Source organism: Geodermatophilus sp. SYSU D01045 (assembly GCF_054050295.1).
On record NZ_JBJGZB010000005.1, the window covers coordinates 1 to 26,825 of the forward strand.

General features: G+C 76.7%; 24 protein-coding genes and 1 riboswitch. Of the genes, 16 read left to right on the top strand and 8 right to left on the bottom strand.

Annotation, left to right across the window (positions count from 1 at the left end; all coding sequences use genetic code 11):
- Positions 1-147 precede the first annotated feature (147 nt).
- Together ACI798_RS05430 and ACI798_RS05435 are read right to left on the bottom strand one after the other, a co-directional pair.
- Positions 148-1,941, bottom strand: a complete 1,794-nt coding sequence (locus ACI798_RS05430) for a hypothetical protein (RefSeq protein ID WP_457047414.1) — start codon at positions 1,939-1,941, stop codon at positions 148-150.
- Complete coding sequence (locus tag ACI798_RS05435) at positions 1,938-5,876, bottom strand: alpha-(1->3)-arabinofuranosyltransferase domain-containing protein (protein WP_457047415.1); 3,939 nt, start codon at positions 5,874-5,876, stop codon at positions 1,938-1,940. The genes ACI798_RS05430 and ACI798_RS05435 overlap by 4 nt, the downstream gene beginning before the upstream one ends.
- A gap of 187 nt (positions 5,877-6,063) precedes the next feature.
- Here ACI798_RS05435 and ACI798_RS05440 point away from each other — a divergent pair, with 187 nt between their 5' ends.
- Positions 6,064-6,792, top strand: coding sequence for a class I SAM-dependent methyltransferase (locus ACI798_RS05440; protein WP_456939577.1), 729 nt, complete (start codon positions 6,064-6,066; stop codon positions 6,790-6,792).
- On the opposite strand, the gene ACI798_RS05445 is transcribed toward ACI798_RS05440, so the two are convergent.
- Positions 6,786-7,637, bottom strand: coding sequence for a class I SAM-dependent methyltransferase (locus tag ACI798_RS05445; RefSeq protein ID WP_456939576.1), 852 nt, complete (start codon positions 7,635-7,637; stop codon positions 6,786-6,788). The two genes, ACI798_RS05440 and ACI798_RS05445, sit on opposite strands and share 7 nt — an antisense overlap.
- 47 nt (positions 7,638-7,684) lie before the next feature.
- On the bottom strand, positions 7,685-8,314 hold the full coding sequence (locus ACI798_RS05450; protein ID WP_456939575.1) for a TetR/AcrR family transcriptional regulator: 630 nt from the start codon (positions 8,312-8,314) through the stop codon (positions 7,685-7,687).
- A 112-nt stretch (positions 8,315-8,426) separates the two neighbouring features.
- Here ACI798_RS05450 and ACI798_RS05455 point away from each other — a divergent pair, with 112 nt between their 5' ends.
- The 7 genes from ACI798_RS05455 (at position 8,427) to fmdA (ending at position 16,862) form a co-directional block, all read left to right on the top strand.
- Positions 8,427-9,758: an MFS transporter gene (locus ACI798_RS05455; protein WP_456939574.1), complete on the top strand. Its 1,332-nt coding sequence runs from the start codon at positions 8,427-8,429 to the stop codon at positions 9,756-9,758.
- Positions 9,759-9,809: 51 nt separating this feature from the next.
- Positions 9,810-10,349: a hypothetical protein gene (locus ACI798_RS05460; protein ID WP_457047416.1), complete on the top strand. Its 540-nt coding sequence runs from the start codon at positions 9,810-9,812 to the stop codon at positions 10,347-10,349.
- A gap of 38 nt (positions 10,350-10,387) precedes the next feature.
- Positions 10,388-11,917 (top strand): gluconokinase, encoded by a 1,530-nt coding sequence (locus ACI798_RS05465; protein WP_456939572.1) that lies wholly within the window; start codon positions 10,388-10,390, stop codon positions 11,915-11,917.
- Between the two features lie 15 nt (positions 11,918-11,932).
- A complete protein-coding gene (locus ACI798_RS05470) occupies positions 11,933-13,399 on the top strand; it encodes a GntP family permease (protein ID WP_457047417.1) in 1,467 nt (488 codons plus the stop codon).
- A gap of 77 nt (positions 13,400-13,476) precedes the next feature.
- A complete protein-coding gene (locus ACI798_RS05475; RefSeq protein ID WP_457047418.1) occupies positions 13,477-15,051 on the top strand; it encodes an FMN-binding glutamate synthase family protein in 1,575 nt (524 codons plus the stop codon).
- A 152-nt stretch (positions 15,052-15,203) separates the two neighbouring features.
- Positions 15,204-15,482 (top strand): FmdB family zinc ribbon protein, encoded by a 279-nt coding sequence (locus ACI798_RS05480; RefSeq protein WP_456939569.1) that lies wholly within the window; start codon positions 15,204-15,206, stop codon positions 15,480-15,482.
- 126 nt (positions 15,483-15,608) lie between these two features.
- On the top strand, positions 15,609-16,862 hold the full coding sequence (fmdA, locus tag ACI798_RS05485) for a formamidase (protein ID WP_456939568.1): 1,254 nt from the start codon (positions 15,609-15,611) through the stop codon (positions 16,860-16,862).
- A 57-nt stretch (positions 16,863-16,919) separates the two neighbouring features.
- On the opposite strand, the gene ACI798_RS05490 is transcribed toward fmdA, so the two are convergent.
- Positions 16,920-17,114 carry a hypothetical protein gene (locus tag ACI798_RS05490; protein ID WP_456939567.1) on the bottom strand — a complete coding sequence of 65 codons (195 nt, stop codon included), beginning with the start codon at positions 17,112-17,114 and terminating at the stop codon, positions 16,920-16,922.
- Between the two features lie 133 nt (positions 17,115-17,247).
- Between ACI798_RS05490 and ACI798_RS05495 the strand changes: the two genes are divergently transcribed.
- Both ACI798_RS05495 and ACI798_RS05500 read left to right on the top strand, forming a co-directional pair.
- Positions 17,248-17,499: a hypothetical protein gene (locus ACI798_RS05495; RefSeq protein ID WP_456939566.1), complete on the top strand. Its 252-nt coding sequence runs from the start codon at positions 17,248-17,250 to the stop codon at positions 17,497-17,499.
- Between the two features lie 75 nt (positions 17,500-17,574).
- Positions 17,575-18,330, top strand: coding sequence for an AmiS/UreI family transporter (locus ACI798_RS05500; protein ID WP_457047419.1), 756 nt, complete (start codon positions 17,575-17,577; stop codon positions 18,328-18,330).
- Here ACI798_RS05500 and ACI798_RS05505 read toward each other — a convergent pair.
- Both ACI798_RS05505 and ACI798_RS05510 read right to left on the bottom strand, forming a co-directional pair.
- Positions 18,321-18,944 carry an FMN reductase gene (locus ACI798_RS05505; protein ID WP_456939564.1) on the bottom strand — a complete coding sequence of 208 codons (624 nt, stop codon included), beginning with the start codon at positions 18,942-18,944 and terminating at the stop codon, positions 18,321-18,323. The genes ACI798_RS05500 and ACI798_RS05505 overlap by 10 nt on opposite strands.
- Positions 18,944-20,101 (bottom strand): LLM class flavin-dependent oxidoreductase, encoded by a 1,158-nt coding sequence (locus ACI798_RS05510; protein WP_457047420.1) that lies wholly within the window; start codon positions 20,099-20,101, stop codon positions 18,944-18,946. Before ACI798_RS05510 ends, ACI798_RS05505 begins: the two co-directional genes overlap by 1 nt.
- A gap of 371 nt (positions 20,102-20,472) precedes the next feature.
- On the opposite strand from ACI798_RS05510, the gene ACI798_RS05515 reads away from it, so the two are divergent.
- The 6 genes from ACI798_RS05515 to ACI798_RS05540 all read left to right on the top strand — a co-directional run bounded on the left by ACI798_RS05515 (position 20,473) and on the right by ACI798_RS05540 (position 25,553).
- Positions 20,473-21,270: a DivIVA domain-containing protein gene (locus ACI798_RS05515; protein WP_457047421.1), complete on the top strand. Its 798-nt coding sequence runs from the start codon at positions 20,473-20,475 to the stop codon at positions 21,268-21,270.
- A gap of 151 nt (positions 21,271-21,421) precedes the next feature.
- A riboswitch (cyclic di-AMP (ydaO/yuaA leader) is annotated at positions 21,422-21,582 on the top strand.
- Positions 21,583-21,824: 242 nt separating this feature from the next.
- Positions 21,825-22,784 (top strand): aggregation-promoting factor C-terminal-like domain-containing protein, encoded by a 960-nt coding sequence (locus ACI798_RS05520; RefSeq protein ID WP_457047422.1) that lies wholly within the window; start codon positions 21,825-21,827, stop codon positions 22,782-22,784.
- A gap of 7 nt (positions 22,785-22,791) precedes the next feature.
- Positions 22,792-23,451, top strand: a complete 660-nt coding sequence (locus ACI798_RS05525) for a class I SAM-dependent methyltransferase (protein ID WP_456939560.1) — start codon at positions 22,792-22,794, stop codon at positions 23,449-23,451.
- A gap of 23 nt (positions 23,452-23,474) precedes the next feature.
- Entirely contained in the window at positions 23,475-24,314 is an 840-nt protein-coding gene (locus ACI798_RS05530; RefSeq protein ID WP_457047423.1) for an SDR family NAD(P)-dependent oxidoreductase, read from the top strand.
- 16 nt (positions 24,315-24,330) lie between these two features.
- Entirely contained in the window at positions 24,331-25,059 is a 729-nt protein-coding gene (locus ACI798_RS05535; RefSeq protein ID WP_456939558.1) for a DUF72 domain-containing protein, read from the top strand.
- A gap of 65 nt (positions 25,060-25,124) precedes the next feature.
- The gene (locus ACI798_RS05540) at positions 25,125-25,553 is read left to right on the top strand and encodes a hypothetical protein (protein WP_457047424.1); all 429 of its coding nucleotides are present in this window, start codon (positions 25,125-25,127) and stop codon (positions 25,551-25,553) included.
- Here the strand turns inward: ACI798_RS05540 and ACI798_RS05545 are convergent.
- Complete coding sequence (locus ACI798_RS05545) at positions 25,541-26,812, bottom strand: M18 family aminopeptidase (protein ID WP_457047425.1); 1,272 nt, start codon at positions 26,810-26,812, stop codon at positions 25,541-25,543. The genes ACI798_RS05540 and ACI798_RS05545 overlap by 13 nt on opposite strands.
- Positions 26,813-26,825: the final 13 nt, after the last annotated feature.

Below are 26,825 nucleotides of genomic sequence, written 5' to 3' on the forward strand. Positions count from 1 at the left end.
CCTCCCCGGCGGTGCGCGCGGCCTCGTCCCAGCGCCCCCGGCGGAACGCGTCGGAGCACAGCAGCGCCAGCGCGTCGACCGCGGCGGCGGCCGCACCGCCGTGGGGGCCCGCGGCCGCCCCCCCCCCCCCCCCCCGCCGGTCCGCGGTCAGCCCGCCGGCCAGGGCGCCCCGGCGACGACGTCGCTGACGCAGATCCCGCCCGTGGCCACGTCGGAGACGCGCGCCGTCACCGGCCCCTGCAGGCCGGTGACCACGAAGGTCGCGTGCCCCACCCCGGGCGGGAGGACCAGCGCCTGCTCGACCCCGCCCACCAGCACGTGCAGCGTGGCCGGCTGCCCGGTGAGGTACCCGAGCCGGAGCACCTGGGTCCCCGGTCCGGCCTGGGCCACGGTGCCGAGCCGCTGCCAGCCCCCCTCCACCCGCCATCCGCAGTCGGGGACCGGCCCGGTGGCCTGCAGCGTCGGGGCGACGACCGTGACCGGGCGCAGGCGGGCCAGCCCGTCCACCACCCGCACGTCCGTGCCCGGGCGGCCGAGCTCCTGCTCGTGGCCCACCGCCCGCAGGAGTCCCTCGAGGTCGGTGCTGACGCTCACGTTCGTCGGCAGGGGCGTGGGCACCACCGACACGCCCGGCTCCTCCTCGAGCGCGCGCACCACGCCCAGCACCCAGTCGCGCGAGTAGCGGTGCTGCAGCCCGTCGGCCAGCAGCGAGGTCGACAGCAGGCAGCTGGAGACGAGCACGGCGACGGCGGCGAGCGGGGACCCGGCCGGAGCCGCGCCGGTCGTCCCCGGCCACCACCGCGGCAACCGGCGCTGCACCAGCGGGCCGGTGAAGGCGGCGCAGACCCCGATGGCCACGACCGGCAGCGCGTCGGTGACGTACCGCGGGTCGCGGGCCACCAGCCCCAGGTAGTCGGCGCGCCCCACGAGCAGCAGGCCGACGTCCACCGCCACGTAGCCGGCCGCGAGCAGCCAGCCCTGCAGCGCGCGGCGCCCCCGCAGCCACCCGCTGAGCGCCACCACCGCCGCGGCGAGCAGGACGACGAGGACGACGATCGCGTCGCCGACGCGGGGGTAGACGGTGTTCTCGGCCCCGCTGTCGGTCCACGGCCCGCCGAACAGGCCGGGCAGCAGCGTGCGCAGCACGGTCTCGCCGGCGCCGGTGAGGGTGTCCGCGGAGCCGCCGCCGACCACCGCCGCGGAGTCGACCACCGACAGGTAGAGCACGGTGTAGCCGGCCAGCGCGACCAGGTGGGCGAGCAGGAGACGCCGGTGCCGCAGCAGCAGGCGCACCCGATCGGCCACCGGCCGGCCGGCGCCCTCCACGAGGACCAGCACGGCGAGCACCGTCGGGACGACGAGGACCGCCTTCTCCCACATCAGCAGGCCGAGGACCGTGCCGGCGACCGAGACGACGGCCCACCGGCGCCGCCCGCCCCGGACCGAGTGCACCGCGCCCAGCAGGGCCAGCAGCATCGCGACCTGCAGCGGCAGGGCCTGCATGCCGGCGGCCCACCACGTCGCGACCGGCAGCCCGAGCGGGGTGAACAGGTACCCGGCGAAGGCCACGAGCACCCACGGCGACCGGCCGAACAGCAGCCGCAGCACGGCCAGCAGCAGGCCGGAGGCCACCAGCTGCAGGAGCAGCAGGACCAGCGCCGCGGGCAGGAAGGACGTGCCGAGGTCGCGCCCGACCAGCCAGTAGAGGACGTACTGCCCGATCTCCAGGTGGCCGCTGTAGTCGCGGACCAGGAAGGCCTGCGACAGGCCCAGCCGGCGGGCGAGGTCCAGGTGGTGGAAGTCGTCCTGCCAGTAGTAGGAGGGGAGGACGACGAGGGCGCGGACGACCGTCTGCAGCACCACGAGCGCCACCCCGGCCAGCAGCGTCGGCTCCAGCCGCAGCCGCAGCTCCACCGGTTCCCCCGCGTGCCGGCCGGTCACCGCGCGCTCCTCTCCCGTCTCCGTGGCCGCCGCAGCCGCACCGCCGAGGCCACCAGGAGGCCGACCCCGGCGGCGGCCGCGCCGTCGGCCCCCGGACCGGGCCGGCCGATCGGCAGGCCGGCGGACAGCGCGGTCAGCACGCCCGCGGCCAGCAGCGCGGCTCCGCCGAGCGTGACGGCGTACCGGCGCAGCGGCGGGGCCAGGCCGGCCACCCACCCGGCCGCCAGCGGGATCCCGCCGAGCACCAGGCCGCCCAGGCCCAGGGCCAGCGCACCCCCGGGGCCCAGCACGGGGTCCCGGACGGTCGGGCCCCCCGGGTCGAGGCGGCCCGGGTGCGGCCGGTGCAGGTCGGCGAGGAGGAGCAGCACGAGAACGACCGCCAGCACGAGCCCGGCCAGCAGCGCCCCCCGGTACCAGGCGTCGGGCGCGAACTCGACGACGACCTCGCCGGAGGCGCCCGCGGGCACCCGGTAGCCCTGCTGCCAGCCGTCGAGCACCACGGTCTCCAGGGGCTCGCCGTCCAGCGTCGCCCGCCACCCGGCGTTGACGTTCTCCGCGATCCGGAGCACCGCCTCCGCGCCGGCGGTCACGGCCACCACCCGCCGCGTGTCCGCCCAGGACACGACCCGCAGCCGGTCGTCCGCGTCGCGCGGCGCCGCCGCGGGGGGGCTGCCGGCGGGCCGCCAGGTCAGGGCGACCGGCTGGAACTGCGCCGTCGCGGCGGCCACCACGCGGTGGGTCCCGGGGGCGAGCGCGACCGGGCCGTCGCACACGCGCCAGGTCAGCGGCCGCCCCGCGACGACGTCGTCGACGGTGCCGGTCACCCCGGTGCGGTGCACCGTGCCGTCGATGCGGACCTCGGGGCCCAGCCCGCACACCGCTCCGGTGCCGCTCTCCAGCGACGGCCGGTGCTGCAGCCCGTCGAGGCCGTCCACGCGCACCTCGCCCACCCCCAGCGGGAGCCCGGCGGCCGACGGCGCCGGGGACCGGGTGAACGTCACGGACAGGCCCCCGGGGGCGCGCAGCGGCTCGAAGAAGCCGAGGTCGGTCAGATCGACGTCCCGGACGCCGGCGGCCGACTCGATCCGGGCGTGCACCGGCTCGGCGGCCGGGACCGACGCCGGGTCCACGACGATCCGGCTGACCGTGCGCTCGCCCGGCCAGCGCAGGTCCAGGGTCACCTCGGCGTCGTCCGGATCGGCCAGCCACGGGGTCTGCGGCAGCCCGTCGAAGGCGGCCACCGCCGCGACCGAGGGGTCGTCGCCGTACACCGAGTCCGACGTGGCCGACGCCGTGTCGTCCACGGGCGCGAGCAGGGCCGCCGCGCCCGGGCCGGGGGTGGCGACGACGGTGCCGGTGAGGTCCCAGGCGCCGGCCTCGGCCACGGTCAGCCGGCGGTCCAGGCCGTGCCACTCGGTCGCCCGGACCTGCGAGGTCTCGCAGTGCGGGCCGTAGCCGACGTCGACGCACGCCCGGCGCGGCGCCTCCCCGGACAGGACGACCGTGGTGTCCGCGCCGATCGGCCGGGGGACCTCCAGCGTCCGGCCCGCCCCGACGCCGGGGAGGCCGATCTCGGCCACGCCGACGGGGGAGGCCTCGTCGAGCCCGGGCGCCACGGACGAGACGGTGACGCGGACGTGGTGCACCGGGGTCGCCGGGAGGGGGACGAACAGCCGCCCGTCCTCGGGCACGCGGTGGACGGCCGGGGCGCCGTCGAGGGACACCTGCGCCGTCCGGACCGTGGCGGTGTCCGGGGTGTCGAGGAAGGTCACCGCCAGGACGCCGCCGGTCACCGGCCGGTCGAGGTCGACGTCCAGCCACTGCCCGACCGGCGCCACGAACGCCGCCGAGCGCCACGCGGTCTCCGGGCGGCCGTCGAGGGCGGCCGCCGGGCCGGCGGCGGGCAGGACCGGCCCGAGGGCGTCGGGGTAGCCCTGCGAGCTCGACGCGGTGACGCCGTCGACGGCGAGGAAGTCCGCGGCGGCCCGCTCGACGGCGGGCGCTCCCGGGTAGTCCGGCTCCGGCCGGCCGTCGCGGTACGGCTCCGCCGGGGTCATGACCTCGCCCACCGCGTCGTGGACGCGGCCGAACTGGCGCTCCACCCGCCGGTAGCCGTCGCTCACGACGTCGGCCGGCCCGTCCGCCGCCCCCACGACGACCGGGGCCGCGGGCGGCAGCACCCCGGCGTCGAGCGCGGCCAGCACGTCCTCGGGGCCGCCGTCGAGCGTCGCGAGGTCGCGCGCGTCGGCGAGGGTGGCGCGCGGCGAGGCGCCGGCCACCGCGAACACGTCCACCAGGGCCTGGTCGCCGAACCCGGTCCGGCCGAAGCCGGCCACCCGCGCGAGCCCGGGGCTGTCGAGGAGGGCGCGCTCGGCCCGGTCGGCGGCCGCCGTCTGCGCGACGGCCGGGTCGAGGTCGCGGCGCAGCACCACGTGGGTGATACCGGCCCGCGCGAGGAACGCCGACAGCCCGGCGCCGCCCCGCCCGTCGGCCAGCCGCGTCTCCACGGCGTCCAGCACCCGCGCCGTCGGCCCCGGGACGAGGGGCACCTGGCTGCGGGTCACCCAGTCGCCCCGGGCGACGCCCTGCAGGGGCTCGTCGATCGTCCAGCCCCAGGTCTGGACGCCGAAGCCGGAGCCGGGCACCACCAGGGCCCGGCTGTCCGGGCGGTCGGCGAGCCAGGCCGCCGTCTCGGACCAGGCGTCGGGGACCGCGTCCCAGCCGGGGGTCCGCAGCCCGCCCGTGACCAGCGGCGCGGCGCCGGCCAGGAGGACGGCCGCGAGCGCCGCCCCTGCCAGCCGGCGGCCCGCGGGCCCGGACCGCGGCACGCCGCGGCGCCCCGGCGCCGCCCGGAGGCGCTCGCCGGCGAGCGCGACCGCCGAGGCGAGGCCGACGGCGACCGGCAGCCGGATCAGCGGGTCGACCTTGTGCACGTTGCGCAGCGCCGCGAGCGGCCCGTCGAGCAGCGCCCGCACCGGCTCGTCGACCAGCGACCCGACGGCGGAGGCGTTGCCCGCCGTCAGGCACAGCAGCCCCAGCACCAGCGCCAGGAGGAGCGGGCCGCGCAGCGGCGTGCGCCGGTGCACCAGCCCGGCGAGGCCGCAGGCGGTGACCGCCGTCGTCAGGACCGCCAGCAGCGGGGAGGTGACCAGGGTGTGCGCGCCGGGCCACCAGTCCTGCCCCGCCACGCTGTGGTAGGCGACCCAGTGCTCGGCGCCGCGGACCGCGTTGGCCCAGCCGGCCGGCGCGGTGGTCGCCGCCGCCGTCTCGATGAAGTCGAGGAAGGGCGGGCTGTAGCGCCCGAGCACGACCAAGGGGCCGAACCACCAGGCGCAGGCCAGGGCGGTGCCGGCGGCCCACCAGCCCAGCAGGGCCGCGCCGCCACGGCGCCGCAGCCGGCTCGCGGCCACGAGGAGGGCGACGGGCAGCGCCGCGAGGGTCCCGGTGGCGTTGACCCCGCTCATGCACAGGACGGCCAGCCCGGACAGCAGCCCGGCGCGCCGCGGCGAGATCCGCCCGGCGACGGCGGCGGCCAGGGGGAGGACGGCCCAGGGCAGCACCGCCTGCGGCAGCACCTCCCCGGACAGGACGCCGCTGGCGCCGAGCAGCCGCGGCGCCAGCGCGTAGCCGAGCCCGCCGAGCGTGGCCGCGGTGCCGGGCAGGCCGAGGGACCGGCACAGCCGGCGGGTCCCCTCGTAGGCGACCACCAGCAGCAGGGCCGACCACAGCCGCTGGGCCAGCCAGTCCGGGACGCCGAGTGCCTGCAGGCCGAGGAACCAGGGGCCCTGGGGGAACAGGTAGCCGTAGGCCTGGTTCTGCAGCTCGCCGAGCGACACCGGGCTCCACAGGTGCAGGGCCCGGCCGAGGAAGGCGGCGGGGTCGGCCGTGAGGTCGAACTTGGTGTCGAAGGTGGTCCGGCCCGGCTGCTGCAGCACGGAGCCGAGGACCAGGAGGAGCCAGACGGCGACGTCGGGCCAGGGGAGCGTCCGGGGGGACCTGCGGAGGCCACGCCGCGCGTCGTGGCTGACGGCTGTGCTGATCGGAACGCCTCCCGGCTCAGTCGCCGCCTGCGGTACGGTTCCGTACCACTCTAGCCGCCGTCTGCCTCCCGATCGGAGCCCCGTGTCCCGTCCCGCGCCGACCTCACCCGAAACGGGCACCGCCGCGGTGTGGGCGCTCGCCGACGGCATCCCGGGCTGGCTGACGAGGGAGCAGGCCGAGCTGCTGCACGAGCAGGCCGCGCAGCTGCCGCCCGGCGCGCTCGCCCTGGAGATCGGCAGCCACCGGGGCCGTTCGACGGTCGTCCTCGCCCGCGCGCTGCAGGCCGGCGGCGGCCGGCTGGTCGCCGTCGACCCGTTCGTCGAGGGCCGGCTCTTCGGCGGCAGCCGGACGCGGACGGAGTTCGAGCGCAACGTCGCGGCGGCCGGTGTGGGGGACACCGTCGAGCTGCTGTGCGACTACTCGACGCGGGCCCGTCCCGGCTGGACCCGCCCCCTCGACCTGCTCTACGTCGACGGCAAGCACGACTACTGGACGCTCTCGGACGACCTCCGCTGGCGGGTGCACCTCCCGGAGGACGCGCCGCTGCTGGTGCACGACTGCTTCTCCTCGATCGGCGTCACCCTCGGCGTCCTGCGGCACGTCCTCCCGTCCCGCGACCTGCGCTACGAGCGGCGGGCCGGGTCGCTCGCGCTGTTCCGCGTCGGCCGGCCCACCGCGCGGGACCGGCTGCGCATCCTCGCCGAACTGCCGTGGTGGGCGCGCAACGTCGTCCTCAAGGTGCTGCTGCGGCTCCGGCTGCGGCCGGTGGCCCGGCTGCTCGGGCACGACTCGCCCTACGACCCCTACTGAGACGACCCCCACTGACCGGCCCCCGGGCCGGGCGTCCACCGGGGGTCGGTGTAGACGCGCCGCTCCAGCACGGCGCCGTCCCCGCGGCGGTACTCCGGCCGCACGAGGTCGTCGTAGCGCAGGCGGCGCCGGCGCAGCCGGCGGCGGGTCCGCACGGTCAGCAGGTCGGTGGCCAGCTGGACGGCCACCGCCCGGCCGTCCCGGGTGTGGGAGGGCCGGCTCATCGCGTGCTCGAGCAGCGACGGCGGGACCTCGCCCTCCACGCGGACCGGGACGCCGCCCGACCAGTGCAGCATCACCACCCGGTGCTCGAACCGGCTGTCGAGGACCGCCTCGACCCGGCGCTCGAGGCCCGACCGACGCAGGAACCCGGCGATCTCCGGGTCGAACTCCGGGCGCTCCTTGGCCGTGAACACCAGCGTCGGCGGCTCGGTCGACCGGTCCAGGCGGCACCACCAGACGTGGCTCGGGAAGTCGACGATCTTGGCGCTGGAGGCCTCGGGCACCTCGATGTACCCCGCGCGCGACACCCGGACGAGCTCGCGGACCACGCCGGCCGGGTCGGCGACGTGCTCGAGCAGGTTCGAGCAGATCGTGTAGTCGAAGGCGCCGTCGGCGAAGGGCATGGCGGCCGCGTCGGCGTTGAACAGCGGCCGGCTCACGCGGGCCCGCCCCCGGCCGGAACGCTGCACGGCGTACTCGTCGCCGAGGTAGCGGTCCAGGAGCACGTCCGCGCGCCACGACGGCTTGTCCCCGCTGCCCACGTCCAGGACGAGCGCGTCGTCGTCGACCGGCAGGGCGATGCGGCGCTGGTGGAAGACGCGCAGCGACGAGATCACGGACACGGCGCGGGACTATCCCACGCGGCCCGCGGAGGGGCGGCCGCGCCGGCTCAGCGGCGGTCGACGAGCTGGACGAGCACCTCGGTGGCGTGGTCGGTGTCCTCGGCCAGGGAGCCGGCCTCGCCGCGCTCGACCCGGGCGAGCATCAGCTCGTTGAGCCCGCCCACCGCGGCGACGACGAGCGCGCGGTCCACCGCGCGGACCTCGTCGGGGTACCGCTCGGCCATCTCCGCGGCGACCCCGCCGATCAGCTCCACGTAGCGGTCGATCACCTGCCGGCGCAGGGCGAGGGCGTGGCGGCCGGCGGCCTGCACCTCCACCAGCGCCGCCCAGGCCACCTCCGGGTTGGCCGCGAGCACCTCGAGGTAGGCGCGCACGGCCGACCGCAGCCGCTCCCGCCAGGACAGCCCCTCGGCGGCCGCACGGTCCTGCGCGGCGTGCACGGTGGCCAGCATCTTGTCGGTGGCGCGGGTGTAGAGCTCGAGGAGGCAGTGCTCCTTGTCGCGGAAGTGCGCGTAGACGACGGTCTTGGACACCCGGCCCTCGCGGGCGATGTCGGAGATCGTCGTGGCGCGGTAGCCCTTCGCGGCCATGCAGGTGGCCAGCGCGAGGAGGATGCGCACCCGGCGCTGGGCGTCGTCCTCGGTCAGGTCCTCGGGCGAGACCAGTGCTGCGACCACCCGCCGATCCTAGGGCCGGGCCCCCCGTCCGGGCGGTGCTCCGGACGCGTGCCGTGAGGCGACTCACCGGAGATCCGGGAACAGACGGTCCGCCGCGGCTGTCGTCCTCCCAGTGACGTCCGCGACCGCCGACCGCACGCCCCTGCGCGCCTACGCCGTCTGGCTCGCCGCGCTCGCCGCCTACGTCGTCGCCGTCTTCCACCGCGCCTCGCTGGGCGTGGCCGGGGTGGAGGCGCAGGAGCGGTTCTCCGCCGGGGCCTCGGCGGTCTCGCTGTTCCTGGTGCTGCAGCTGGCGGTGTACGCCGGGCTGCAGGTGCCGGTCGGGGTGGCGCTGGACCGCTTCGGCTCACGCCGGCTGGTCGTCGCCGGCGGCGTCACCATGGCCGTCGGCCAGCTCGTGCTGGCGCTGGCCACCGATGTCCCCACCGCCGTCGCGGCCCGCGTCCTCGTCGGCGCCGGCGACGCGATGACCTTCATCAGCGTGCTGCGGGTGATCGGCTTCTGGTTCCCCGGCCGCACCGTCCCGCTGGTCACCCAGCTCACCGGCATCCTCGGCCAGCTCGGGCAGGTCGTCGCCGCCTACCCGCTGGTCGCGCTGCTGCACGCGGCGGGCTGGCGCAGCACGTTCCTCGGTGCGGCGGCGGTCGGCGTGCTGGTCGTCGTCGTGGTGCTCGCCACGCTGCGCGACGCCCCGCCCGGCGTCGCGCCCGCGACCCCCGCGGGGCTGGCCGAGGTGCGCCGCAACCTGGCGCTGACCTGGCAGGAGTCCGGCACCCGGATCGGGCTCTACACCCACCTGGTCACCCAGTTCTCCGGCACGGTGTTCGCGTTGCTGTGGGGCTACCCCTTCCTCGTCGTCGGCCAGGGGCTGTCCCCGGCGACGGCGGCCGGGCTGCTCACGCTGCTGGTCGTCGTCGGCATGGGGGTCGGGCCGCTGCTCGGCCGGCTGTGCGGGCGCTGGCCGCTGCGCCGCTCGGTGCTGGTCCTCGGCATCCTCGCCGTCACCGCCACCACCTGGACCGTCGTCCTGCTGTGGCCCGGCCGGGCGCCGCTGTGGCTGCTCGTGCTGCTGGTCGTCGTCCTCGGCACCAACGGCCCCGGCTCGATGATCGGCTTCGACTTCGCCCGCACCTGGAACCCCGCCGAGCGGCAGGGCAGCGCCAGCGGCGTGGTCAACGTCGGCGGCTTCGTCGCCTCGCTGCTGACCGTCCTGGCGATCGGCGCGGTGCTCGACGTGCTCACGCCCGGCGCCTCGACCGCCTACGACCTCGGCGCCTTCCGTGCCGCGTTCGCCGTCCAGTACCTGTTCTGGGCGATCGGCCTGGTCGGCGTGCTGCGCCACCGCCGGGCGCTGCGGGCGCGGCTGGCCCGCGACGGCGTCGTCCTCGCCCCGCTGGTGACGGCGGTGGGCGCCCGGCTGCGCGGCGGGTCCGCCTACCGCTGAGCCGGGCGCGGGGGCGCCGTCCCGGCGGCCCGTGCGCCAGGATCGGGCGGCGTGGCAGCCACCCGCGCGGACGCCTCCAGCCCGGAGGCGTACAACCCCCAGGCGTACGACCCCGAGGCGTGGCACGACCTCGCGGTGGCCGCCGTCGGCGCCACCGCCGCGCTGACCGGGCTGCTGTTCGTCGCGGTCTCCATCAACCTCGACCGGATCCTCGCGTTCCCGACGCTGCCCCGCCGGGCCGCGGCCACGCTGGTGCTGCTGGTGGCGCTGCTCGCCGCCGGCGTCTTCGTCCTCGTCCCCGGTCAGCCGGTGCCCGCCCTCGCCGCCGAGCTCGCCGGCACCGGTGCCCTGCTCGCCGCCGGCGGGGCGGTCGGGCTGGTGCGGGTCCCGGCGGAGGCGGACGCCCCGCGGGGACGGCGCGTCCGCGCGGCGGTCCTGGTGCTGCTGCCCGCCGGCGCGGTGCTGGCGGCGGCGCTGTCGCTCGCCCTCGGGGCCGGCGGCGGGCTCTACTGGCTGGCCGGGGCGCTGGTCGGCGGGATCGCGGTGTCCTGCCTGAACGCCTGGGTGCTGCTGGTGGAGATCCAGCGCTGAGTTCGCGGCCCCCCTCGGCCCCGGGCAGGATCGCCCGCATGGACGTCGTGGTCGGGCTGGACAGCGGGACCACCGCGACCAAGGCGGTCACCGCCGGCACCGACGGCCGGGTGCGCGACCTGGTCAGCGTCGGCTACCCGCTGTCCGTGCCCGCCCCCGGCCGCGCCGAGCTCGACGCGCACCGGCTCGCCGACGCCGCCGTCGAGGCGCTGGCCGCCGTCAGCCGGGCCGCCCGCGAGCGCGGCGACCGGGTGGTCGGGGTGTGCCTGTCCGCGGCCATGCACGGCCTGGTCCCCATGGACGGCGACGGCCGGCCGCTGGGTCCCGTCGTGACCTGGGCCGACGACCGCGCCGCCGGGTTCGCCGAGGCCCTGCGCGCCGACGGCCGCGCCGGCGGGCTGCACACCCGCACCGGGACGCCGGTGCACCCGATGTCCCCGCTGCTCAAGCTCGCCTGGATGCGCGCCGAGGACCCCGGCCGGCTGGGCGCGGTGCCGCGCTGGGGCGGGGTGAAGGAGCTCGTCGTCTCCGCGCTGCGCGGCGGCCCGCAGGTCCTCGACCGGGCGTGTGCCTCGGCCACCGGCCTCTACGGCATCCGCACCGGCACCTGGGACGCCGAGGCGCTGCACCTGGCCGGCGTCCGCCCCGGGCAGCTCGGCGAGGTCCTGCCGACCACGACGGTGCTCGAGGGCCTGCGCCCGGAGGTCGCCGCGGCCACCGGCCTGCCCGCGGACACCCCGCTGGTCCTCGGCGCCTCCGACGGCGTGCTGGCCAACCTCGGCATCGGCGCCGTCCGCCCGGAGGTCGCCGCCGTGTCGCTGGGCACCAGCGGCGCGATGCGGGTCGTCGTCCCGGCGCCGACCGTCGACCCCGCGCACCGGCTGTTCTGCTACGCGCTCACCGACGACCACTGGGTGGTCGGCGGCGCGGTCAACAACGGCGGCTCGGTGGTGCGCTGGGCCGCCCAGGCGCTGGCCGAGGGGGAGGGGGTCACGGGGGAGGACGCCGACGCCCTCGACGCCCGGCTGCTCGAGGAGGCCGCCGCGGTCCCGCCCGGCAGCGCCGGGCTGCTGTGCCTGCCCTACCTGCTGGGGGAGCGGGCGCCGTGGTGGCGGTCCGGGCTGCGCGGGGCCTACGTCGGGTTGCGCCGCGAGCACCGCCGGGGGCACCTCGTGCGCGCCGCCGTCGAGGGCGTGTGCCAGCAGCTGGCGCTGGTCCGCGACGCGTTCTCGGCCACCGGCCTGCCCGTGACCGAGGTGCGGGCCACCGGCGGTGCGGTCGCCTCGCCGCTGTGGGTGGCCACCCTCGCCGCGGCCCTGGACCTGCCGGTGCGGCTCGCCGACTCCCCGGAGGGCACCGGCCTCGGCGCCTGCCTGCTCGGCCTGCACGCCCTGGGCGCGCTGCCCGACCTCGACGCCGCCACCGCGCTGATCGGCGTCTCCGACCCGGTCGGGCCCGACCCGGCCGCCGCCGACCTCTACCGGCACACCCGCCCGCTCGTCGAGCGGTCCACCCGCGCGCTCGAAGACGTCCTGCGTGCCCTCGACGCCCTCGACGACGAGGGCTGACCCCAGGAGGACCCCATGCCCGAGGTCGAACCGGCTCTGGGAGCCGGGTGGCTGTTGCTCATCGCGGCGGCAGCCGTGGGCGTGCTGCTGTTCCTGATCATGAAGCTCAAGCTGCACGCGTTCCTGGCACTGATCCTGGTCAGCCTGCTGGTCGCGCTGGCGACGCGGATCCCGCTCGAGGACGTCGTCACCACGCTCACCGAGGGGTTCGGCGCGACCCTGGCCAACGTGGCGCTGCTGGTCGGCCTCGGGGCGATGCTCGGGCGGCTGCTCGAGCACAGCGGCGGGGCGCAGGTGCTGGCCGACAGCCTCATCGGGCGGTTCGGGGAGCGGCGCGCACCCCTGGCCCTGGGCGTCGCCGCGCTGCTGTTCGGCTTCCCGATCTTCTTCGACGCCGGGCTCGTGGTCTTCCTGCCCATCGTCTTCACCGTCGCCCGCCGGCTGGGCGGCTCGCTGCTCACCTACGGACTGCCGGTCGCCGGCGCCTTCGCCGTGATGCACGCGTTCGTCCCGCCGCACCCGGGGCCGGTCGCGGCAGCCGAGCTGATCGGGGCCGACATCGGGCTGGTCCTGGTCTTCGGGCTGGTCGTCGGCCTGCCCACCTGGTACCTGGGGGGCTACCTGTTCGGCCTGTGGGCCGGGCGGCGCTTCGACGTCGCGGTCCCGCCGTCCGAGGACGACCCGGGCCCGGGCGCCGCGCCGGAGGCCCCCGAGCCCACCGTGGCCGGGACCGCACCGGGCACCGCGGGCGCCTCCGGCGGACGCCGGACGGAGACGGTCACCCGGCCGGCGCCGCCGCGTTTCGGCACCGTGATCGGCATCCTGCTGCTCCCGCTCGTGCTGATCTTCCTCAACACCGGGCTGACCACCCTGGCCACCGCGGGCGTCCTCGAGGAGACGTCGTTCGTCGTGCGCGCGGGACAGCTGCTCGGCGCCACCCCGGTGGCGCTGCTGGTCACCGTGCTGGTGGCGATCGTGGTGCTCGGCCGGCGCCGCGGCGAGAGCGGCGCCCAGGTCGAGTCGATCGTCAACAGCGCCCTGGGTCCGGTCTGCGCGATCATCCTGATCACCGGCGCCGGCGGCATGTTCGGCGGCGTCCTGCGCGCCAGCGGCATCGGCACGGCGCTGGCCGACCTGCTCGGCGACATCGGCCTGCCGGTGATCGTGGCCGCGTTCGTGGTCTCGGTGCTGCTGCGGGTCGCGCAGGGCTCGGCGACGGTCGCCCTGACGACGACCGCCGGCCTCATGGCCCCGGTGGTCGAGGCCTCCAGCGGGCTGTCGTCCATCGACCTGGCGCTCATCGTCCTCGCGATCGCGGGCGGGGCCACCGTCCTCTCGCACGTCAACGACTCCGGCTTCTGGCTGGTCAGCCGGTTCTTCCAGATGGACGAGAAGACGACGCTGAAGACCTGGACCGTCATGGAGACGCTGCTCGGGACGCTCGGGTTCGTGTTCGCGCTCGTGCTCAGCCTCTTCCTGTAGACCGCGGCGCGCGGGCGGCCCAGGATGGCGGTCCGGGGGTGGGCCCGGGTCCGCAACGGCGCGGGAGGAGCGGGGCGATGAGGGGTGCGGCGCGGGCCGCGGTGGCCGGACTCGGGGCGCTGGCGGCGGTGGCCGCCCGGGACCTGGTGCAGCGGGAGCACACCCTGCTGCGCAACTTCCCGGTGATCGGGCACGCCCGCTACCTGATCGAGTCGATCGGCCCGGAGCTGCGGCAGTACCTGGTCGCCGGCAACAACGAGGAGCGCCCGTTCACCCGCGACCAGCGCCGCTGGGTGTACGCCTCGGCCAAGGGCGACAACAACTACTTCGGGTTCGGCACCGACAACGACCTCGAGTTCACGGCGGGCTACCCGGTGATCAACCACCGCACCTTCGGCCGCGCCGTCCCGCCGTCGCACCCGCACTCGGCGGCCGACGTCACGCTGCCCTCGGCGAAGGTGCTCGGCGGCCCGCGCGGGCGCGCGCAGGCGTTCCGGCCGGCGTCGGTGGTGAACGTGTCGGCGATGAGCTTCGGCTCGCTGTCCGGGGCCGCCGTCGAGGCGCTCAACCGCGGCGCGGCGCTGGCCGGGTGCCTGCACAACACCGGCGAGGGCGGGCTGTCGGTGCACCACCGGCACGGCGGCGAGCTGGTGTTCCAGATCGGCACCGCCTACTTCGGCTGCCGCGACGAGGCCGGCCGCTTCGACCTGCAGCGGCTCAAGGACCTCGTGGCCTCCGCGCCGGTGCGGGCGCTCGAGGTCAAGCTCAGCCAGGGCGCCAAGCCCGGGCTCGGCGGGGTGCTGCCGGCGGCGAAGGTCTCCGCCGAGATCGCCGCAGCCCGCGGGGTGCCCGAGGGCGTCGACTGCGTCAGCCCGTCCCGGCACGCGGAGTTCACCGACACCGACAGCCTGCTCGACTGGGTGGAGCTGCTGGCGGCCGAGACCGGCCTGCCGGTGGGCATCAAGTCCGCCGTCGGCGACCTGGAGTTCTGGGACGAGCTGACCCGCCTCATGGCCGACACCGGCCGCGGCGTCGACTTCGTGACGATCGACGGCGGCGAGGGCGGCACCGGCGCCGCGCCGCTGATCTTCACCGACTCGGTGTCGCTGCCCTTCCAGCTCGGCTTCGCCCGCGTGTACAGCATCTTCGCCCGCCGAGGGCTGGCCGAGCAGGTCACCTTCGTCGGCGCCGGCAAGCTGGGCCTGCCGGACAACGCGGTGGTGGCGTTCGCGCTCGGCTGCGACATGGTCAACGTGGCCCGCGAGGCGATGCTCGCCATCGGCTGCATCCAGGCGCAGAAGTGCCACACCGACACCTGCCCGACCGGCGTCGCCACCCAGAACGCGTGGCTGGCGCACGGCCTGGACCCGGCGCTGAAGTCGGTGCGGCTGGCCAACTACGTGGCCACCCTGCGCCGGGACCTGCTCAAGGTGGCCGAGGCGTGCGGCGTCGAGCACCCGGGGCTGATCGACACCGGCTCGGTGGAGGTGCTCACCGGCCGGACGGCGTCGCGGCCGCTGTCCGAGGTGTACGGCTACGAGCCGGGCTGGGGCCTGCCCTCGGCCGCGGACCGGGCGGAGGTGGTCCGGATCATGACGGCGGAGGCCCCGCAGGGCGGCTCCGCGGCACCGTCGGAGGACGCCGTCCGCTGAGCCGAGAGCAGACCGGCCCACCCGCGGTCACCGGCAGGGAGCCGCCCGTGGCGACGCGCCACCGATGGAGTCGAAGGTCCCTCCGGTCCGTCCGGGCCCGTCACTAGCGTCGCCCGCTCCCGAGTGGTCCCGACTTCCCCGCGGAGGCCAAGATGGCGGCCTACCTGTACCGGTGCCCGGCGTGCGGCCCGTGGGAGGTGCGGCGGCCCATCGGGACCGCGCAGGCCTCGGAGCGGTGCCCCTCGTGCGGCGACGCCGGCCGGCGCGTCTACACCGCCCCGCTGCTGGCGCGCACCCCGGCGCCGCTGGCCGCGGCGCGGTCGCGCGAGGAGGCCAGCGCCGACGCGCCCGCCGTGACGACGGCCGTGCCGCCCGCGCCCCGCCGCCCGGTGCCGCGCGACCCGCGGTGGAACGCCCTGCCCCGGCCCTGACCAGCCCGCGCGGCGGCCCCGGGGCCGGGCCGCCGTCGCCTCCCCGGCTCCCGCGCGGAGCCGCCCCGAACGGCCCGTGGACGCGGGTCGGCCCTCCCCGTCAACGCAGATCGGAGTGTGGGGGACATGCCAGACGTCGTCTTCACCGTCGACCAGGCCAAGTCCATGCGGGACCAGGCCGTCCCGGGCCACAACCGCTGGCACCCGGACGTACCCGTCGCCACGATGGTCCGGCCCGGGCAGGACATCCGGGTGGAGTGCCGGGAGTGGACCGACGGCCAGATCGGCAACAACGACTCGGCCAACGACGTCCGCGACGTCGACCTGACCCGGGCGCACATGCTCAGCGGCCCGATCGGCGTCGAGGGGGCCGAGCCCGGTGACCTGCTCGTGGTGGACATCCTCGACCTCGGCCCGGTGCAGGCGCCGCAGGAGTTCGGCGACGCCCCCGGCCAGGGCTGGGGCTACACGGGCATCTTCGCCAAGGCCAACGGCGGCGGCTTCCTGACCGACTACTTCCCGGACGCCTACAAGGCGATCTGGGACTTCCACGGCCAGGTGGCGACCTCCCGGCACATACCGGGCGTCCGCTACACCGGCCTGACCCACCCCGGGCTGTTCGGCACCGCCCCGTCGGCCGACCTGCTCGCCCGGTGGAACCGGCGGGAGAAGGCCCTGGCCGACACCGACCCCGACCGCGTGCCCGCGCTGGCGCTGCTCCCGATCGAGGACCAGACGCTGCCCGGGCAGGCCGACGGCGACGTGGCCGCGGCGATCGCCCGGGACGGCGCCCGCACCGTGCCGGCGCGGGAGAACGGCGGGAACCACGACATCAAGAACTTCTCCCGCGGGTCCCGCGTCTTCTACCCGGTGCACGTGCAGGACGCGAAGCTCTCCGGCGGCGACCTGCACTTCAGCCAGGGCGACGGCGAGATCACGTTCTGCGGCGCCATCGAGATGGGCGGGTTCATCGACTTCCACATCGACCTGATCAAGGGCGGCATGGAGACCTACGGGGTGACCACCAACCCGGTGTTCATCCCCGGCAACGTCGAGCCCCGCTACTCGGAGTTCCTGACCTTCATCGGGGTCTCGGTCGACCACGAGAACGACCGCAACCTCTACCTGGACGCCACGCAGGCCTACCGCAACGCCTGCCTCAACGCCGTCCGGTACCTGCAGAAGTTCGGCTACTCCGGCGAGCAGGCCTACCTGCTGCTCGGCTCGGCGCCGATCGAGGGCCGCGTCAGCGGGGTCGTCGACATCCCGAACGCCTGCTGCTCGCTGTACCTGCCGACGGCGATCTTCGACTTCGACGTCAAGCCGTCGGCGTCGGGGCCGGTCCGTGCCGACCGCGGGCAGTGCGCCGTCACGTCCTGACCGCCCGGCGGGTCCCGGCGCACGCCGGGACCCGCCCGCCCGGGCCGGGCGCCGCCCTCAGGCGGCGTCCGGCTCGGGGAACGGTTCGGGGAACGGTTCGGGGAAGGGCCGGCGGACGGAGGGCCGGGCGGTCACCACGACCGGCCCACCGCAGTTCCAGCAGGTCGGGTCGTCGTCACCGTCCTCCGCCACGTCCTGCCCGCCGACCTCGCACGGCGCGCACGTCCACACCACCTCGACCCGGAGTTGCACGGATCGCTCCTCACACGAGCACTGCACGGCTCCCGGTTGTTCGAGGCCGGGAGGGGGTTACCCGGCGCGCCGTCCGCCCAACCCGGGCCGGGCGTCACCGACCGTGCCGGGAGGACGCGGGAGGAGACCAGAGGTGACCGAGGAGGTCCCGCGGATCGAGCGCCACGAGGCGGCCGACCGCGCCGGCAAGGCCGCGCTGCGAGCGGCGCACGACCTCACCGAGGGACTGTCGTCCGAGGAGGACGACGTGCCCGAGCCGGTCGTCGTCCGCCGGGGTGGGCCGCACCGCTCCGTCGGCGGCCTCGCCGACCTGATCGACACGGCTCTCGAGGAGAACGAGGCCGTCCGGGAGAACGAACGGGAGCCCGGGGACCCCGGCTCCTGACCGCCGGCGCGACCGCGCCGGCACCAGTCACGGGGGACGTCCGCACCGTCGCGGGACCCGAGGAGATGACCGCACATGGGAGCCGTGGGACTGCTGTACGTGGGAGCCGTCCTGGTCGTCAACGGCCTGATGCTGCTGGGGCTGGTGGACGCCCGTGCCGCCGCTCCGCTCAACCTGTTCGTCGGGGCGCTGCAGGTGGTGACGCCGACCGTCCTGATCATCACGGCCGACGGGGACCCGGCCACGATCCTGGCCGCGTCGGGTCTCTACCTGTTCGGCTTCACGTACCTGTACGTGGGGATCAACCTGCTCGGCGGCCTCGACGGCACGGGGCTGGGCTGGTTCTCGGCGTTCGTGGCGGCGTGCGCGCTGGTGTACGCCGGGCTGAACTTCTTCTACGTCGTCCCGCGGGACCCGGGCTTCGGCGTCATCTGGCTGTACTGGGCGGTGCTCTGGGCGCTGTTCTTCGTCGTCCTCGGCCTGAAGCGGGAGGAGTTCACCCGCTACACGGGCGCGATCGCCGTCGTCGCCGGGCTGCTCACCGCCGCCCTGCCCGCGTTCCTGCTGCTCACGGGCTCGTGGGCCGACTACACCGGCACGTGGGCGGTCATCCTGGCCATCGCCCTGGCGGCCAGCCTCGTGCTGGCCTACCCGCGGCTGCGGGGCCGCCCGGCACCGGCCGTGCCCCCGGCCGCGCCGGTGCCGGCGGGGCCGCCGGCCGCGCCGGAGGGCGTGCCGGTCGCCCGGCAGGCCCCCGAGCACGGCGCGGCGCGGCACGCGGACGCCGGCGGAGGCGCACCTCCGCCGGCGCAGGACCGGCCCTACGCCTGACCCCGCAGCAGGTCCTCGAAGGAGGGGACGTCGGCGAAGGGGTCGGCCGGCCGGGCCGAGGACGGCCGGCCGGTGACGACGTCGGCCAGCTCGCCGGCCGCGCGGGTGATCCGCGCGGCCAGCTCCTGGCTGGTGCCGTCGCCGCCGGCCCAGTCCTCGCTCGCCGCGAAGACCGCCGTCGGCACGGGGGCGGCGCGCAGGTAGCTGAACAGCGGCCGCATCGCGTGCTCGAGCACCAGCGAGTGCCGGGCGGTGCCGGCGGTCGCCGCGAGCAGCACCGGCGTGCCGGTGAGCGCGTCCTTGTCGAGCACGTCGACGAAGGACTTGAACAGGCCGCTGTAGGAGGCGGTGAACACCGGCGTGACCGCGATGACCGCGTCCGCGCCGGTCACCGTCGCGACCGCCTCGCGCAGCGCCGCGTTGGGGAACCCGGTGACGAGCGCGTCGGCGACGTCGCGGGCGTGCTCGCGGAGCTCGACGACCTCGACGGTGGCGTCCTCGCCGCGCTCGCGCAGCGCGGCGACGGTCGCGGTGGCGAGCCGGTCGGCCAGCAGCCGGGTCGACGACGGCACGCCGAGCCCCGCGCTGACGACGGCCAGGGTGCGGGTGGTCATCAGAGGGACACCTCCTCGCGGGCCGCGTCGGTGACCTGGCCCGTGACGTCGTCACCGGCGGCGTAGACGGTCGAGTCCTGCGCCCCGCCGCGCGCCGCCACCCGGGCGGCGTGGGTGGGCGCGTCGGGCACGTGCGCCGGCTTGAGCGCGGCGAACTCGCGGCGCAGCACCGGCACGACCTCCTCGCCGAGCAGGTCCAGCTGCTCGAGCACGGTCTTCAGCGGCAGGCCGGCGTGGTCGACGAGGAACAGCTGCCGCTGGTAGTCGCCGGCGTAGTCGCGGAAGCCGAGCGTGCGCTCGATCACCTGCTGCGGGCTGCCCACGGTCAGCGGCGTCTCGCGGGAGAAGTCCTCGAGCGAGGGCCCGTGCCCGTAGACCGGCGCGTTGTCGAAGTAGGGCCGGAACTCGGCGACGGCGTCCTGGCTGTTCCTCCGCATGAACACCTGCCCGCCGAGTCCGACGATCGCCTGGTCGGCGGCGCCGTGGCCGTGGTGCTCGAAGCGGGACCGGTAGAACTCCACCATCCGCTGGGTGTGCTCCTTCGGCCAGAAGATGTGGTTGTGGAAGAAGCCGTCGCCGTAGTAGGCGGCCTGCTCGGCGATCTGCGGCGAGCGGATCGAGCCGTGCCACACGAACGGCGGGACGCCGTCCAGCGGCCGCGGGGTGGAGGTGAAGCCCTGCAGCGGGGTGCGGAAGCGGCCCTGCCAGTCCACGACCTCCTCGTCCCACAGCCGGCGCAGCAGCGCGTAGTTCTCCACGGCCAGCGGGATGCCGTTGCGGATGTCCTGGCCGAACCACGGGTAGACCGGGCCGGTGTTGCCGCGGCCCATCATCAGGTCGACCCGGCCGTCGGCGAGGTGCTGCAGCATCGCGTAGTCCTCGGCGATCTTCACCGGGTCGTTGGTGGTGATCAGCGTGGTCGACGTCGACAGCTGCAGTCGGGAGGTCTGCGCCGCGACGTAGGCCAGCGTGGTGGTGGGGGAGGACGAGAAGAACGGCGGGTTGTGGTGCTCGCCGAGGGCGAAGACGTCGAGGCCCACCTCCTCGGCCTTCTTCGCGATGGCGACGACGGCCTTGATCCGCTCCGCCTCGCTCGGCGTCCGCCCCGTCGTCGGGTCGGTCGTGACGTCGCTGACCGTGAAGACCCCGAACTGCATCTCGTGCTCCAAGTGGTTGAGAGTGCAACTACTGTACCCGGCCCAACGACCGACCCCCGCCGGGCATTCCCGACGGGTCCGTGACCGTACTGAGACCTCTCGACCGCGCACGGTGAGCGGCCCGGCACGTCCGGGCGTGCCCACTCCGCGGGCGGGGCGCGTGTCCGTGTCGGCCCGGTCGGCGGCACCCGGCGGGTGCGACTCTGTGATCACCCCGCCGGCGGGCCGGTGGGGGACCGGATCGGACGGCGCACCGAGGGGGAACCGGGATGTCGCTGCGGGGACAGGGAGCTGCTCCGGACGGGGGCGGGAACGGCGTTCCGGAGCCGCCTCCGGGGCGCGGGCTCGACGGCCTGCTGGGCACCGGTCCGGTGTTCACCGGGGCGGTGCGCGGCTACGACCGCGTGCAGGTCGACGACTACGTCGCCTGGGCCGAGACCGAGCTCCTGGTCCTGCGCCGGGAGAACGAGCACCTGCTCAGCCGCTACGCCGCCGCGTCGGCCGAGCTGCAGAACGCCCGCCGCCGGCTGGCCCAGCTGGTCCGGGAGCGGCAGAGCCTGCCCGGCCCCGAGGACGCGGCGGAGATGATGCGCCGCGCCCGGGAGGAGGCCGCCGCGCTGACCGCAGCCGCCGAGGAGGAGGCCGGGCGGATCCGGGCCGAGGCGCTCACCGAGGCGCAGGCCCGGCTGTCCGGGGTGGCCGAGATGCGCGAGGCGGTGCTCGCCGCCCGCGAGCAGACCCGCAGCGAGGCTGCGGCGGTCCTCGAGGCCGCGCGCCGCGAGGCGGCCCGGCTGGAGCGGGCCGCCGCCGCCGAGCGCGAGCGCCGGGACCGCGAGGCCGCCGAGGCGCGGGCCCGGGCCGACGCCGAGGCCCTCGAGCGCCGGCGCGCCGTCGAGGCCGAGCTCGCACCCCTGCGCGACGAGCGCGACCGGGCGCGGGAGTGGCTGCGCCTGCTGACCGGTCAGCTCGACGAGGCGCTCGCCGTCGTCACCGGCGTGGTGCCCGACGACGTCCCCGCCCTCGGCGACAAGCGGGGGCTGCCCCGGCTCGGGGAGGACCCGGCTGCCGAGCCGCGCGCGGGGGCGCGTCCGGCGCCCCCGGGGACGGACGTGTCCGACGTGACACCGCTGCTCGGACCCGGCCGGCCCGAGGTCGCGGCGGCCTCCTGACCAGCGGCGACGCGGGGGCCGGTTCCGGACCGGGGGAGTCCGCACCACCCGTCACGGCCGTCACTCCGGCCCCGTCGGTTGTCACGAACCGGTAACGACCGTACGGTGGCTGGCGTCCGGCTGGTCGTCAGGTCCCCCTTCCGGGGAGCCCGGCCGGACGCCGCCGAGTCGTGTCCGCACCTGCGGGCGCGAGCCGGGGACCCACCGCAGTACTGGGGTGAATCGCGCCCGCCGAGCTCCGGCCCGGCGCGCGTAGGGCTCCTTCCCGCCCGAACCCGTCAGCTAACTCGGTAGGCGGCTCACGGAAGAAACGGAGAGTCTCCGCATGCCCCGCCTCCGGGCCGAAGCGGCCCGCAGGTGCAGCCGTCCGCGCGCACACCGCGCCCCCGCGTCCGCCTGACGCCGGCTGCTCCTGTCCTGCCGCTCCCAGCGACGACGTCGCCGGGGACCCCGTAGTCCGCGACACCCACAGACCCGCGCCGTACCCGCATGCCCGAGGTCCGCCTCCGGGCCCGCTGCCGCGCGCCACTCTCCCTCGGAGCCCACACCCCCTCATGTCCCGCCACGTCCCGAACACGCCTGCCGACGCCCCCGCGACCGTCGAGCTCGCCACCGCTGACACCCCCACCACCCCCGACACCGACGCCCACACCGCCACCCGCGAGCTGCCCGCCGCCGGGGGCGCTGCCGAGGCCGCCGAGGCCCCCGCGCGCCGGCGCCTCTTCCGCCGCGGCAGCCCCCCGCTGGGCCCGCGCCGCCCGGCCCTGCTGCTCGGCGCCGCCGCCGCCGGCGCGCTGATCGTCGGCGTCGTCTCCACCAGCGGCCCCGCCGCCTCCGCCGGCACCGACAACGCCGGCACCGCGGTCAGCGTCGCCGAGGAGCTGGGCGTCCCCCAGCAGCCGGCCGCCGCGCAGACCCCGGACGCCACCGACCTGACGTCGCTGGCCGACGTCGCCGCCTCGCGCGCCGAGCGCAGCGCGCAGGAGGCCGGTGCCGCCCACGCGCAGCTCGCCGCCGAGCAGGCCGAGCGCGACCGCCAGGCCGCCGAGGCCGAGGCCGCCCGCGTCGCCGCCGAGCAGGAGGCCGCCCGCGTCGCCGCCGAGCAGGAGGCCGCCCGCCAGGCCGCCGAGGCGCAGGCTGCCGCCGAGGCCGCCGCCGCGCAGCAGGCCGCCGAGGAGCAGGCCGCGGAGGAGGCCGCCGCGCAGGAGGCCGCGCCCGCCGCGCCGTCCGGCTCCTTCAAGGACTACGCGCTGAGCAAGGTCGGCAGCTCCGAGCAGTTCTCCTGCCTGGAGAAGCTGTGGGGCAAGGAGAGCGGCTGGAACCCCAACGCCCAGAACCCCACCAGCACCGCCTACGGCATCCCGCAGTTCCTGAACTCCACCTGGGCCAGCACCGGGATCGCCAAGACCTCCGACGGCTACCGCCAGATCGACGCCGGCCTGATCTACATCGAGCAGCGCTACGGCAGCGCGTGCGACGCCTGGGCGCACTCGCAGGCCACCGGCTGGTACTGATCCGAAGGTGATCCATCGAGGGCCGGCCACCCGGGTGGTGCCCGCGGGCTTCGTCCGCGCGCACACCCAGGTGCGCCGGCCCTCGCTCGTCCCCGAGGTGCGGCTGCACGTCGCCGACGACGTCGTCGCCCTCTGGGAGGCGATGGAGACCGCGGCCGGCGGGGCGGGGGACGAGCCGCCGTTCTGGGCGGCCGCCTGGCCCGGCGGGCAGGCACTGGCCCGCCACCTGCTCGACGAGCCCGCCACCGTCGCCGGCCGCACGGTGCTCGACCTCGGGTCGGGCAGCGGCCTGGTGGCCGTCGCCGCCGTCCTCGCCGGTGCCCGGTGGGTGCTGGCCAGCGACGTCGACCCGTTCTCCCGGACCGCGGTCGGCGTCAACGCCGGCCTCAACGGCGTCGCGGGCATCAGCGTCACCGGCGACGTCCTGGACCGCGAGCCGCCCGCCGTCGACGTCGTCGTGGCAGGCGACGTCTGCTACGACCGGGAGATGACCGGGCGGGTGCTGCCCTTCCTCGACCGGGCGCGGGCCCGCGGCTGCCAGGTGCTCGTCGGCGACCCCGGCCGCCCGTACCTCCCGCACGAGCGGCTGGAGGCCGCCGCGGTGTACCAGGTCCCCGAGACGGAGGGGCCCGGGCTGCGCCGGACGACGGTGTGGCGGCTGCCCTGAGCGCCGCCGGATACGGTCGCCGGGTGCACCCCTACGCCTTCACCGGTACCGCCGTCGTCACCGGGGCGGCCAGCGGGATCGGCGCCGCGCTCGCCCCGCGGCTGGCCGCCCGCGGCAGCGACCTCGTGCTGGTCGACCGCGACGCCGGGCGGCTCGAGGGCGTCGCGGCGTCGGTGCGCGCGGCCTCCCCGGGCCGGTCGGTGGACACCGTCGTCGCCGACCTCGCCGACGCCGGGCAGTTGCGCGAGGCCGCCGGCCGGGTCGTCACCGGGCACCCGGGGACGACGCTGCTGGTCAACAACGCCGGCGTCGCGCTGGGCGGGCGGTTCGACCAGGTGACCCTCGAGGAGTTCGAGTGGGTGATGGACGTCAACTTCCGCGCCGCCGTCCGGCTCACCCACGCGCTGCTGCCCACCCTGAAGGCGCACCCCGGGTCGCACCTGGTCAACGTCTCCAGCCTGTTCGGGCTCATGGCGCCGGCCGGGCAGGCGGCGTACGCGTCGAGCAAGTTCGCCGTCCGCGGGTTCACCGAGGCGTTGCGGCACGAGCTGGCCGAGGACGGCGTCGGCGTGACCAGCGTGCACCCCGGCGGCATCGCCACCCGCATCGCCGAGACCGCCCGCGTGGCCAGCGGGGCGGACCCCGCGGAGGCCGAGCGGGGCAAGCGGGAGTTCGCGAAGCTGCTGCGCTATCCGGCCGACCGCGCCGCGCAGCGGATCGTCGAGGCGGTGGAGCGGCGCCGGCCGCGGCTGCTCATCGGCGCCAGCGCCGTCGTCCCCGACGTCCTGGTGCGCCTGGCGCCGGGCTCGTACGGGAGGGTGCTCGCCGCCGCGACCCGGCTGGCCGGCCTGCGCCGGGCCTGACCGGGCGGGAGCGCCGGTGGCCGTCCACGTGGGCACGTCGGGCTGGAGCTACGACCACTGGGAGGGCGTCCTGTACCCACCGGGGACGCCGCCCCGGGAGCGGCTGGCCCACTACGTCCACCGGTTCGGCACCGTGGAGCTCAACGCAAGCTTCTACCGCTGGCCGCGCACCGCGACCTTCGCCTCGTGGCGGCAGCGGCTGCCCGAGGGTTTCCGGCTGTCGGTCAAGGCCCCGCGCGGGCTGACCCACGCCAAGCGGCTGTACGCCCCCGAGGCCTGGGTCGAGCGGATGACCGCGGCCTGGCACGAGCTCGGACCCCGGCGGGCGGTGCTGCTCGTCCAGCTGCACCCGGCCGCCGCCCGCGACGACGCCCGGCTCGACCACTTCCTCGGCCTGCTGCCGGACTGGATGCGGGTGGCCGTGGAGTTCCGGCACCCCAGCTGGCACGACGACGGCGTGTTCGCCCTGCTCGAGCGGCACGGTGCCGCGTACTGCGTGATGAGCGGCGCCGGCCTGCCGTGCGTGCTGCGGGCGACGGCGCCGTTCGTCTACGTCCGGCTGCACGGCCCCGACCCCCACCACCTCTACGCCGGCTCCTACCCCGACGCCGACCTGCGCTGGTGGGCCGACCGGATCGGCGAGTGGGCCGGGCAGGGGCGCGAGGTGTACGCGTACTTCAACAACGACGGGTACGGCCACGCCGTCCGGAACGCGGAGACGCTGCGCGCGCTGACCGGCGGCTGAGGTCCGCACCCGCGAGACTGGGGCCGGTTCCCGCCGACCGGGCGGGCGGGCCGGGGGAGGTGCGCGTGAGCGAGTCCGAGGACAGGCCCCGCGACGGCGGGCTGGTCGCGCGGTCGGTCGAGGAGTTCGTGGCGCAGCTGCGCGGCTTCACCGACCGGGCCACCCGGCTGGCCGCCGGCGCCGTGCCGTCGGGGCTGTCGCTGCCGCGGCTGCCCTCCCCGCCCGGCGCGATGTCGGCGGCGCAGGTGCGGTCGATCGCGTCGTCGGTGCGGGCGCAGCGGCAGCTGATCGAGGGGCTGATGGGCCAGCTGCAGGCCTTCGACGAGCAGCTGGCGGTCTTCGAGCGGATCCTCGAGCCGCTCGTCGAGTGGAGCGGCACCTGGGCGCGGCTGGAGGAGTCCTTCGCCGACGTCCTCCGCCGCTCCCCGCCGGACCGGCCCGACCGCCCGGCCGACCGCCCGGCCGACCGGGAGCCGCCCGCTCAGCCGGTGTAGCAGGCGGTGAGCGCGGCGACCACCAGCGGGACGTCGAGCGCCGAGGCCAGCTCCCGGCAGGAGTGCATGGCCAGCACCGGCGCGCCGACGTCGACGGTCGCCACGCCCAGCCGGGTGGCGGTCAACGGGCCGATCGTCGAGCCGCAGGGCAGGTCGGCGCGGGAGACGAAGTGCTGCAGCGGCACCCCGGCCTCGGCGCACCGCTCGGCGAACCAGCCGCCGCCGGCCGCATCGGTGGCGTAGGCCTGGTTGGCGTTGACCTTCAGCACCGGGCCGCCGCCGAGCTGCGGGGCGTGGGCGGGCTCGTGCCGGTCGTAGCGGGTCGGGTGGAGGGCGTGCGCCGTGTCCGCCGAGACCAGCCGGGACCGGGCGAGGGTCCGGGGCAGCGCCTGCGGGTCCCCGGGCGCGGTGACGCCGACCAGCCGCCGGACGACGTCCTCGAGGAAGCTGCCGCGCGCCCCGGACATCGAGCCGCTGCCCACCTCCTCGTGGTCGTTGGCGACCAGCACCTGCGTGCGCTCCCCGGGCGCGGCGCCGACCAGCGCCGTCACGCCGGCGTGGCAGCTGGCCAGGTTGTCCAGCCGCGGCGCCGCGATCCAGGTGCCGTCGGGGCCGGCGGGAGCCGCGGGCTGGGTGTCGGCCAGCACGAGGTCGTGCCCGACGACGTCGCCCGGCGTCACCCCGGCGGCCGCGGCGAGCGCCTCGGTCAGCCCCGGCTCGGTGTCCAGGTCCCGCGACCACACCGGGACCAGGTGCCGCTGCGGGTCCAGCGTCAGCCCCTCGCGCACGCTCCGGTCGAGGTGGATGGCCAGCGACGGCAGCCGCAGCGGGGCGCCGTCGAGCCGGACCAGGGCGGTGCGGCCGCCGCGCAGCGCCACCCGCCCGGCGACGGTCAGCTCCCGGTCCAGCCAGGTGTGCCAGAGCCCGCCGCCGTACGGCTCGACGCCGACCAGCCGGTAGCTGGCCTGCCGGACGTCGGACCGGGGGCGGACCTTGAACGTGGGGGAGTCGGTGTGCGCGCCGACCAGCCGCATCCCGGCCTCGGGGAGCGGGGCGCTGCCCAGCCGGAACGCGACGAGGCTGCCCTGCCGCACGACGTAGTGCGCCCCGCCGGGGGCGAGCTCCCACGCGTCGGCCTCGGCCAGCTCGGTGAACCCGGCGGCGGCCAGCCGGCGGGCGAGCTCGGCGACGGCGTGGAACGGGGAGGGGGAGGCGTCGACGAGGGCACGCAGGTCGTCGCCCGCGGAGAGGTCCGGCACTCCTGCGATCCTG